Genomic DNA, 9,771 nt, shown 5'->3' with positions numbered 1-9,771 from the left:
GCAGAGTCCGTAGATATCTATAATCAAATGAGGCCTCATACGGCTTTAAAATACAAAACGCCCGATGAAGTACATCGAGCGTTTTAGTTAAAAAGTGTCAACCCATATCAGGACGGGTCATACACATTAAAAGGCTAGAGTTTTACCGCCAATTTAACACCTTGACGAATCGCACGCACAGCATCAAGTTCACCCGCATGGTCAGCTCCGCCAATGATATGAATCTTCTCTCCAAGTTCAGACCATTTATCTTCAAACGGACGTACAGACTCTTGTCCAGCACAAATGATCACTTTGTCTGCATTAAGTACCTGCGCGCTTCCGTCTACATGAATGTGCAAACCTTGATCATCAATTTTATCGTAAGACACGCCACCGACTAAATGTACGCCCCGTTTTTCAAGGGTACGTTTATGGATCCAACCTGTCGTTTTACCCGGACCTTTACCTACACGACCTTTACGACGCTGAAGTACCCAGACTTCTTTATCACTGACCGCATCAGGGTAAGGGTATAAACCACCCGGCTGAGACATCTCCTTGTCGATTCCCCATTCATGCAACCAGTCATCCAACGTTTGTCCAACTGGCTCTGTGAGCATGGTCGCGACATCTACGCCAATGCCACCAGCACCAACGATAGCCACTTTCTCACCGACTGGCGTTTTGTCTCGAATGAGAGTTTGATAGTCGACGACTTTCTCTGGGTTATCAATTCCATCAATATTGACTTTACGTGGCTCAACACCCGATGCCATCACTATCTCATCGTATTCTGTGAGTAAGTCATAGTTCGCTTCCGTCGATAAGTGCAGATTCACGCCTGTTTCATCAATACGGTTAGCGAAATATCGTATCGTCTCTCGAAACTCTTCCTTACCAGGAATCTGCATCGCAAGACGGAACTGACCTCCGATGCGGTCGTTCTTTTCGAACAAATCAACCTTATGGCCACGTTCAGCAAGTGTGGTCGCACAAGCCAAGCCCGCAGGGCCAGCACCAACAACTGCAATGTTTTTCTTCTTAAAGGCTGGTTCAACAACAATTTCGGTTTCATAGCACGCTAAAGGGTTCACTAAGCAACTGGCGCGCTTACCTTTAAACACGTTATCTAGACATGCCTGATTACAACCAATACACGTATTAATAAGCTGCGCTTTTTCCTGTTCGGCTTTAGCAACAAAGTAAGGATCGGCCAAAAATGGGCGCGCCATCGAAACCATGTCGGCATGACCTGAAGATAAAATACGTTCTGCTTCATCTGGCGTATTTATACGGTTGCAAGTGATAATAGGAACTGAAACGTGAGGTTTAACTTTTTCCGTAACCCATGTAAACGCACCGCGTGGTACTTGAGTCGCAATTGTCGGAATTCGAGCCTCATGCCAACCGATACCCGTATTAATAATCGTGACGCCAGCCTCTTCAAGTGCTTTCGCCAATTCGATAACGTCTTCAAAAGTGCTGCCCTGCTCGACAAGATCCAGCATAGAAAGACGGAAGATGATGATGAACTTGTCACCTACCGCCTTGCGTACCGCTTTAACAATTTCTAGCGGAAAACGCATACGTTTTTTATAGCTGCCACCCCATTCGTCGTAACGCATATTAGTACGTTTACATAAGAATTGGTTTATCAAGTAACCTTCCGAGCCCATTAACTCGACGCCATCATAACCAGCAAGCTGTGCTAACTCCGCACTATTAGCAAACGCGTCGATGGTTTTCTTTATCTGGCGGTCGCTCATTTCACTCGGAGCAAACTTTGCAATTGGCGCTTTAATGCCAGATGCACTTTGCGAGAATGGATGCATTGCATAACGCCCAGCATGGAGAATTTGCAACGCAATTTTACCACCGTGCTTGTGCACCGCTTCTGTCACAACTTTATGGGCTTTAGCATGTTTTGGCTTGCTGAATTCAGCACTCAACGGGTGTAAACGACCGCGTAAGTTAGGAGAAAAACCTCCGGTTACAATCAGTCCGACACCGCCTTTCGCGCGTTCTTCATAAAAAGCAGCGAGCTTCTGTAATCCTTCTTTGTGCTCTTCTAAGCCCGTGTGCATTGATCCCATCAGAACTCGGTTTCGTAGTTGTGTGAAACCGAGATCCAGTGGCTTTAATAGGTTTGGGTACATGGCAGACATCACTTAACATCCATTGTTATTATCATGGTCTGACCAGATTAAGCCTGCTCAACCAAAAAATCAAACAAGCGTTTACATTTTTGTAACACCGATCAATCTCGTGTGAAAATATGCCAATTGTTGAGTGGTCGTGATAAGCTAAAAAAATGTTATCTTTTGAGATCTTAGAGATAAGAACCCATACTTTGTTAGACTCGGCGTAACTATCTCGTTATGGAGACAAGATGAAAAAACTCTTCAAATTTATTGGTTTGATATTTAAAGGGATATGGAAAAGTATCACTTTCATCAGACTCGCACTGGCAAACCTAATTTTCTTGCTGATGATTGCCGTTTTCTACTTTGCCTTTACTTATACCGGAGACGGTCAACCTGTCGTCGAAAAAGAATCGGCATTGGTGATGAACCTTTCAGGCCCAATTGTCGAACAAAGACGTTATGTAAACCCAATGGACTCTTTTGCTGGTTCCCTTTTGGGTAATGAGCTACCGAAAGAAAACGTCCTTTTCGATATCGTTGATACTATTCGCTACGCGAAAGACGATCCTAAAGTGTCTGGATTAGTGCTAGCACTGCGAGACATGCCAGAAACAAATCTCACGAAACTACGTTACATCGCGAAAGCGTTGAACGAATTTAAAGCGTCAGGCAAACCCGTTTACGCCGTAGGTGATTTCTACAACCAAAGCCAATATTACTTGGCAAGTTACGCCGATAAAGTTTATCTGGCACCTGATGGTGGTGTATTGATTAAAGGTTACAGCGCTTACTCAATGTACTACAAAACGTTACTTGAAAAGCTTGACGTTTCTACTCATGTTTTTCGCGTAGGTACTTATAAATCCGCTATCGAACCGTTTATTCGTGATGACATGTCCGATGCGGCGAAAGAGTCAGCAACACGTTGGGTTACTCAATTATGGAGTGCTTTTGTTGATGACGTAACAACAAACCGAAACATTGATGCGAAAGTGCTTAATCCAACCATGGATGAGCTGATTAACGAGATGAAGTCTGTAAATGGCGATATTGCTCAGCTCGCAGTCAAATTGGGGCTAGTGGATGAACTTGCTACACGCCAAGACATTCGCACTCTATTTGCAAAACAGTTTGGTAGCGACGGCAAAGACAGCTACAACGCGATTGGTTACTACGACTACCTTGCAACGATTCGTCCCGATTACACACTACCTCAACACGACATCGCCGTTGTTCTAGCCAGTGGCGCGATTATGGACGGTCAACAACCTCGCGGAACTGTTGGTGGTGACACGGTCGCAAGCTTGCTGCGTCAAGCACGCAATGATGAAAAAGTGAAAGCGGTCGTGTTACGAGTAGATAGTCCAGGAGGCAGTGCCTTTGCTTCTGAAGTGATTCGTAACGAAGTAGAAGCTCTGAAGCAAGCAGGTAAGCCGGTTGTTGTATCCATGTCGAGTTTGGCCGCTTCTGGTGGTTATTGGATTTCAATGAGCGCAGACAAAATCGTTGCTCAGCCAACAACCCTGACGGGCTCCATTGGTATATTTAGTGTCATCACCACGTTTGAAAAAGGCTTTAGCAAGTTAGGTATTAATACTGATGGAGTTGGCACATCGCCGTTCTCAGGTGACGGTATTACCACTGGCCTTTCTGAGGGCGCGTCTCAAGTGTTCCAATTAGGTATCGAACACGGTTACAAGCGCTTTATTTCTCTAGTTGGCGAGAATCGCGATATGTCTCTAGAGGAAGTTGACAAAGTTGCTCAAGGTCGAGTTTGGACTGGCCAAGATGCACTATCCTTTGGTCTTGTCGATCAAATGGGTGACTTTGATGATGCTGTAGAGCTAGCGGCGAAACTAGCGAACGTAACCGATTACGGCATTTACTGGGTAGAAGAGCCTCTTTCACCTACTGAACTATTTCTACAAGAGTTTATGAAACAGGTGAAAGTCTCTCTAGGTATTGATGCAACAAGCTTGCTACCAAAAAGTCTTCAACCCGTAGCTCAACAATTCGAACAAGACGCAAGCTTGCTCCAAAGCTTCAACGATCCTAAAGGTCAATACGCATTTTGTTTAAACTGCCAAGTGCAGTAGTTTTTCCATCAATATTACAAAGGGCACTTCTACTTGAAGTGCCCTTTTTATTAGGCTTTGCATCTCCTCAGATGACTTTCTGATGCTGTGCGTATAGCCTCGCATCTCAAGGTTATTTAGGTATATAATCCCCGCCTCTGTTCCCCTACACGAAAGAAAAAACGATGACTAGAAAACACATCTACATCGCTTACACCGGTGGTACCATCGGAATGCAAAAATCCGACCACGGCTATGTGCCTGTTGCTGGCTTTATGGAAAAGCAATTAGCAAGCATGCCAGAATTCCATCGTCCTGAAATGCCGGATTACACCATCCACGAATACGACCCTCTGATTGACTCATCAGATATGACACCTGCTGACTGGCAGCAGATTGCGAATGATATTCGTGACAACTATGACAAATACGATGGTTTCGTTATCCTACATGGTACTGACACCATGGCGTACACAGCGTCAGCATTGTCTTTCATGCTTGAAAACCTTGGTAAGCCAGTGATTGTAACGGGTTCACAAATCCCTCTCGCAGAGCTGCGTTCTGACGGCCAAGCAAACCTATTAAACGCGCTACATATTGCAGCAAACTACCCGATCAACGAAGTAACTTTGTTCTTCAATAATCAATTGATGCGTGGTAACCGCAGCACAAAATCTCATGCAGACGGTTTTAATGCCTTTACTTCACCAAACCTTCCTCCACTATTGGAAGCTGGGATCAATATTCAAGTTAGCAACAGCGTAACCGTTGGTGCACAACCAGAAGGTGAGTTTAAGGTTCACAACATCACGCCACAACCAATCGGGGTGATCACCATGTACCCTGGTATTTCACACGAAGTTATCCGCAACACGCTTCGTCAGCCCGTGAATGCGATGATTCTTCTGACTTTTGGTGTCGGTAATGCTCCTCAGAACCCTGAGCTGCTTGGTCACCTGAAAGAAGCCTCTGAGCGCGGCGTTATTGTCGTAAACCTAACTCAGTGTTTGGCAGGTAAAGTGAATATGGGCGGATATGCCACAGGTTGTGCTCTCGCAGACTCTGGTGTTATCAGTGGCTTTGACATGACGCCCGAAGCGGCGCTGGCAAAACTACACTACCTTCTAAGCCAAAACCTTTCTTACGAAGAAGTAAAAGAGAGAATGCAACAAGTACTGCGTGGTGAAATGAGCCTGTAAGTTCAAGCTTTCTGCGATCTAAAAAGCCCAATACAATTTGGGCTTTTTTCTTTCAAAATCAAAATAATAAAATTTTGAGAAACAAGGCGTAAGGATTAATCAATGTTCGGATTCACACGAACAATATCGCTCTCTTCTCCGCTGAATTGTTTTTTAAGCTCTTGTTTTGATTTAAAACTGATTTCACCACCGGCTGCAACCGTCATATGCTGCGCATCAGTATTATGTTTTGATTGATACAACATCACAGCTTGCATACACGAATCTCGCTGCTCTTTAGAAAGTGTTGTACCCTCAGGCCATCTTCCCGTTTCTACTGCATAGACTAAGCGATCATAAACTTCTGGAGTCATCGCTTGTAATAGTTGTTCTGCGTCCATAGTGTACCTTCTTATTACATTCTATTTACAGAACATAACGGGTTAAGAAACTGAGTCAAGAATACGAAAATGAATTGGTGTAACGGATCACAAGCAAAGCCATGAAAAGAACAAACTGGTTACTTCTCAGCCTCGCATGTTTTGTGCTATCGGGCTGTTTTGAAGGTAACGTGACAACCGAAGAGTTGTGCCAAAAAACACCAGAACTGCGTTGCGAGCAGCTCAATATGGATGACGGCCAATGTCGAATTCCAAGAACAAATTTGGTTTGGCATCGGTTTGAGCAATTGAAAAACCCATCGGAAGCAAACCAAATCATCGAATACGGTCTGGTCGCTGAATATAGGAAATGCTTAGAACTCGCCTCCCAGATCACCCCTATTGATCAAAGTGCTCTCAAAAGACAACGCTTTAATGCATTGGTACACAGTATTGATGAGCTAGAGCGCATTGTAAACGAGCTAAAAGGCTCAGAAGACCCGGCTACTTTGTATTTCTTATGGTCTCAAACGGGAGATACTCAAGCTCGGCGCGCATTTTTACAAATGGAAGGGTCTCCCCAATTAAATAATGCTGAGATGCAATATGCATTAGCCACTTTTTATACCAACCGAGATACCAAGAAAACCCTGGAGCTTCTTAATAACGCGTTGTCTTTATCTGATGAAGACAACATCAATCCGGTCATTCTCAAGTCAATGGCAAGTATTCATCAGGGGCTTGGAGACAAAGAGCAAGCGTATCTATGGGCAATGGTCGCGAAGAGATTCGACGTACCGCTTGCTGATGAAAAGCAGCTCCAACGTATGTTCAATTTCAGTCATCCAGAGCGATATAAGCAGTTGGATGAATTAGCCGAATCGGTGGCGAAAGCCATAGAGAAAGGTATCTATTCCCCAGCAATGATACCCAGTGAGATATAAACGAAAAACTCCCGCAATGAGCGGGAGTTTTTATTTAAGTCGAGCGACACTCAGATCACTGTTGAGCATGAATCATCCTGAAAGGATAAAACAATCTCGAGCACAATTTTGTCGTTATTATTCTGATTTGTTGAAAATTAACGACACAGAATTAACACAAAAACGCTCTCCTGTGGTCTGTGGGCCATCTTCAAAAACGTGCCCTAGATGGCTATCACACGTTGCACAACGAATCTCTGTACGTACCATTCCGTGACTTAGATCTTCTAAATAGCGCACCGCTTGATCGTTGATAGGCGCATCAAAACTTGGCCATCCGCAGCCAGAGTCATACTTGTTATCAGAGACAAAGAGAGGGGCATTACAACAAGTACAAGCATAAACACCAGTTTCCTTATTATGCAGTAGCTTACCGCTGAAAGGAGGCTCTGTACCTTGCTCTCGGCAAATACGGAACTCTTCATCAGACAGTTGCTCACGCCACTGTTCATCTGACTTCGTCACTTTTTTCCCGCTTTGTTCCACGACTTTCGGCTCCTTATTTACTGTTCTTAGTATTGACTTTTTTAGCAAAAAACTTGCTTCTCTTAACAGTTGTAGCACATACTTTCTCACCAGGACACCATGCGTAATTAATTTGATAAGAGCACTTATCTCACCAGTTATATTACGCCAACTGGGCTACAGAAGAATCAGTTAAAAGTTTAAAAAACGTACATTTGCAAAGAATTGTTAAAAAAAGCGTCGCTTTTTTTTGACTTTAAACAAGTTAAGTCCGATTATCACTTGCAGATGTTTACTGGATTCTGTAATTTTACTACCAGTTATCTTTAATCAGAAATTAAGTTGTGGAGCAACTATAATGACTATCAAAGTAGGTATTAACGGTTTTGGCCGTATCGGTCGTTTCGTATTCCGTGCAGCGCAAGAGCGCAACGACATCGAAGTAGTAGGTATTAACGACCTTATCGATGTAGATTACATGGCATACATGCTTAAGTATGACTCAACTCACGGCCGTTTCAACGGTACTGTTGAAGTTGAAGGCGGTAACCTAATCGTTAACGGTAAAACTGTACGTGTTACTGCAGAGCGCAACCCTGAAGACCTAAAATGGGACGAAATCGGTGTTGACGTTGTAGCTGAAGCAACTGGTCTTTTCCTAACTGACGAGACTGCACGTAAGCACATCACTGCTGGCGCGAAAAAAGTTGTACTAACTGGTCCTTCTAAAGACGCTACTCCAATGTTCGTTAACGGCGTAAACTTCGACACTTACGCTGGTCAAGACATCGTTTCTAACGCTTCTTGTACTACTAACTGTCTAGCGCCTATCGCTAAAGTTCTTAACGACAAGTTCGGTATCGAATCTGGTCTTATGACTACAGTTCACGCAACTACAGCAACTCAAAAAACTGTAGATGGTCCTTCTGCTAAAGACTGGCGCGGTGGTCGTGGTGCTTCTCAAAACATCATCCCATCTTCAACTGGTGCTGCTAAAGCTGTAGGCGTTGTACTTCCAGAAGTAAACGGCAAACTAACTGGTATGGCTTTCCGCGTACCAACTGCTAACGTTTCTGTAGTTGACCTAACTGTTAACCTAGTTAACGGTGCTTCTTACGAAGACATCTGTAAAGCGATGAAAGAAGCTTCTGAAGGCGAACTAAAAGGCGTTCTAGGCTACACTGAAGATGCAGTTGTATCTCAAGACTTCATCGGCGAAGTTTGCACTTCAGTATTCGATGCTAAAGCTGGTATCGCGCTAACTGACAAATTCGTTAAGGTTGTATCTTGGTACGACAACGAAATCGGTTACTCAAACAAAGTTCTAGACCTAATCGCTCACATCTCTAAGTAATTAGAAAGTTAGCAATTAGCGAATAACTTCGTTAAAGAAAAGGCGGCTCTAGAGTCGCCTTTTTTGTATCTGGAATTTGAGAGAATGCAGACTCGATGTTGCATTTAATGTGCGAAGCGCGTCTAAAAGCTCTCCCCCAGCGATAGGAAAATACACATGGATTTAAAAACTCTCCCAGCCCTAACGGTGCTATCTGATAACGTCACTATCGTTGAAGTTGATCAGATAAAAATCGTCCGCGTGATTCATGACAAAGCGACGGCAGGCATCTCGCTACACGGTGGTCATGTCGTGTCGTTCACGCCTGAAGGTCAAGAAGATCTGATCTGGATGAGCGAAAAAGCTGTCTTCGATGGTAAAGCTGCTCTTCGCGGTGGTATTCCGGTTTGTTGGCCTTGGTTTGGGCGTATCGCTGCTCCAGCTCACGGCTTTGCCCGCACCGCAGAATGGGAGTTGGTTGAACATCGTGAGAACCATAACGGTGTGATTGTTGAACTTGCTCTGTTCCCGACAGAAGAAATCCACGATATTTGGCCCCATATGTTTGACGCTCGTTTGGTGATTGAAGTGGGCGATGAGCTAAAAGTGACGCTCAAAGTCATGAACATTGATGACGAGGCTTGGACCTTCTCTGGCGCATTACATACTTACCTAAACGTTGGAGACATTAAGCAAGCACAAACGACAGGCATGGGTGCCGAGTACATTGATAGCTTGAAAGCTGATGCGGTATGTCAAGGTGGTAATGTTCTACAACTAACTGACACCATTGATCGCGTTTACACGCAACCAGAAGCAAAAATTTTGGTAAAAGACCCGGTATTGGATCGTACGCTAAGCGTACACAATCAAGGCCACAACTCAGCAGTATTATGGAACCCTTGGGCAGAAGGTGCGCAAAACATGGGTGACATGGCTGACGATGGTTATCAAACCATGTTGTGTGTGGAGTCTGCTGTTCATGCACCAAGTATTGAGCAAGGTCAAACGCTCCAACCAGGTGAAACACATGAACTTGTCACTGCCATTTCAGCGCAGTAAGAATCACCATATAAAGGCCGGGGATACCCGGCTTTTTTTGTAATAAAAGCTCTGCTTAGATGGTCCTATCTTTACTAACTTATTGGTTACTGGTCACTTTTGACGGTTTCATTAATAAATATCAAAAAAATTGATCATATAAACCGATAGCATACCGATACAAAACTCA

The 9,771-nt window shown here is 44.1% G+C and carries 9 protein-coding genes; 6 read left to right on the top strand and 3 right to left on the bottom strand.

Features of this window, described 5'->3' with window-relative positions; genetic code table 11:
- Positions 1-87: integrase core domain-containing protein (locus tag NL626_RS21310; RefSeq protein ID WP_138939050.1), on the top strand; the 87-nt coding region annotated here is incomplete at its 5' end.
- A 47-nt stretch (positions 88-134) separates the two neighbouring features.
- Here the strand turns inward: NL626_RS21310 and NL626_RS21305 are convergent.
- On the bottom strand, positions 135-2,147 hold the full coding sequence (locus tag NL626_RS21305; protein ID WP_005380708.1) for an NADPH-dependent 2,4-dienoyl-CoA reductase: 2,013 nt from the start codon (positions 2,145-2,147) through the stop codon (positions 135-137).
- 224 nt (positions 2,148-2,371) lie between these two features.
- Between NL626_RS21305 and sppA the strand changes: the two genes are divergently transcribed.
- Together sppA and ansA are read left to right on the top strand one after the other, a co-directional pair.
- The gene (gene sppA / locus NL626_RS21300) at positions 2,372-4,222 is read left to right on the top strand and encodes a signal peptide peptidase SppA (RefSeq protein WP_005380705.1); all 1,851 of its coding nucleotides are present in this window, start codon (positions 2,372-2,374) and stop codon (positions 4,220-4,222) included.
- Positions 4,223-4,386: 164 nt separating this feature from the next.
- Positions 4,387-5,400 carry an asparaginase gene (ansA, locus tag NL626_RS21295; protein WP_017635822.1) on the top strand — a complete coding sequence of 338 codons (1,014 nt, stop codon included), beginning with the start codon at positions 4,387-4,389 and terminating at the stop codon, positions 5,398-5,400.
- A 95-nt stretch (positions 5,401-5,495) separates the two neighbouring features.
- Here ansA and NL626_RS21290 read toward each other — a convergent pair whose 3' ends face one another.
- Positions 5,496-5,780 carry a YeaC family protein gene (locus NL626_RS21290; RefSeq protein ID WP_005380700.1) on the bottom strand — a complete coding sequence of 95 codons (285 nt, stop codon included), beginning with the start codon at positions 5,778-5,780 and terminating at the stop codon, positions 5,496-5,498.
- 101 nt (positions 5,781-5,881) lie between these two features.
- Here NL626_RS21290 and NL626_RS21285 point away from each other — a divergent pair, with 101 nt between their 5' ends.
- Positions 5,882-6,703: a DUF2989 domain-containing protein gene (locus tag NL626_RS21285; RefSeq protein WP_005384926.1), complete on the top strand. Its 822-nt coding sequence runs from the start codon at positions 5,882-5,884 to the stop codon at positions 6,701-6,703.
- 117 nt (positions 6,704-6,820) lie between these two features.
- Here NL626_RS21285 and msrB read toward each other — a convergent pair whose 3' ends face one another.
- A complete protein-coding gene (gene msrB / locus NL626_RS21280; RefSeq protein WP_042522504.1) occupies positions 6,821-7,228 on the bottom strand; it encodes a peptide-methionine (R)-S-oxide reductase MsrB in 408 nt (135 codons plus the stop codon).
- 337 nt (positions 7,229-7,565) lie between these two features.
- Between msrB and gap the strand changes: the two genes are divergently transcribed.
- On the top strand, positions 7,566-8,561 hold the full coding sequence (gene gap / locus NL626_RS21275; RefSeq protein WP_005380697.1) for a type I glyceraldehyde-3-phosphate dehydrogenase: 996 nt from the start codon (positions 7,566-7,568) through the stop codon (positions 8,559-8,561).
- A gap of 156 nt (positions 8,562-8,717) precedes the next feature.
- Positions 8,718-9,602, top strand: coding sequence for a D-hexose-6-phosphate mutarotase (locus NL626_RS21270; protein WP_213868049.1), 885 nt, complete (start codon positions 8,718-8,720; stop codon positions 9,600-9,602).
- The last annotated feature ends 169 nt before the right edge of the window (positions 9,603-9,771 follow it).

Source organism: Vibrio sp. Y58_MX_L22 (assembly GCF_024181865.1).
In the GTDB taxonomy this organism is placed as follows: Bacteria; Pseudomonadota; Gammaproteobacteria; order Enterobacterales; family Vibrionaceae; genus Vibrio; species Vibrio alginolyticus.
This window is presented reverse-complemented; position numbering and strand designations above follow the sequence as displayed.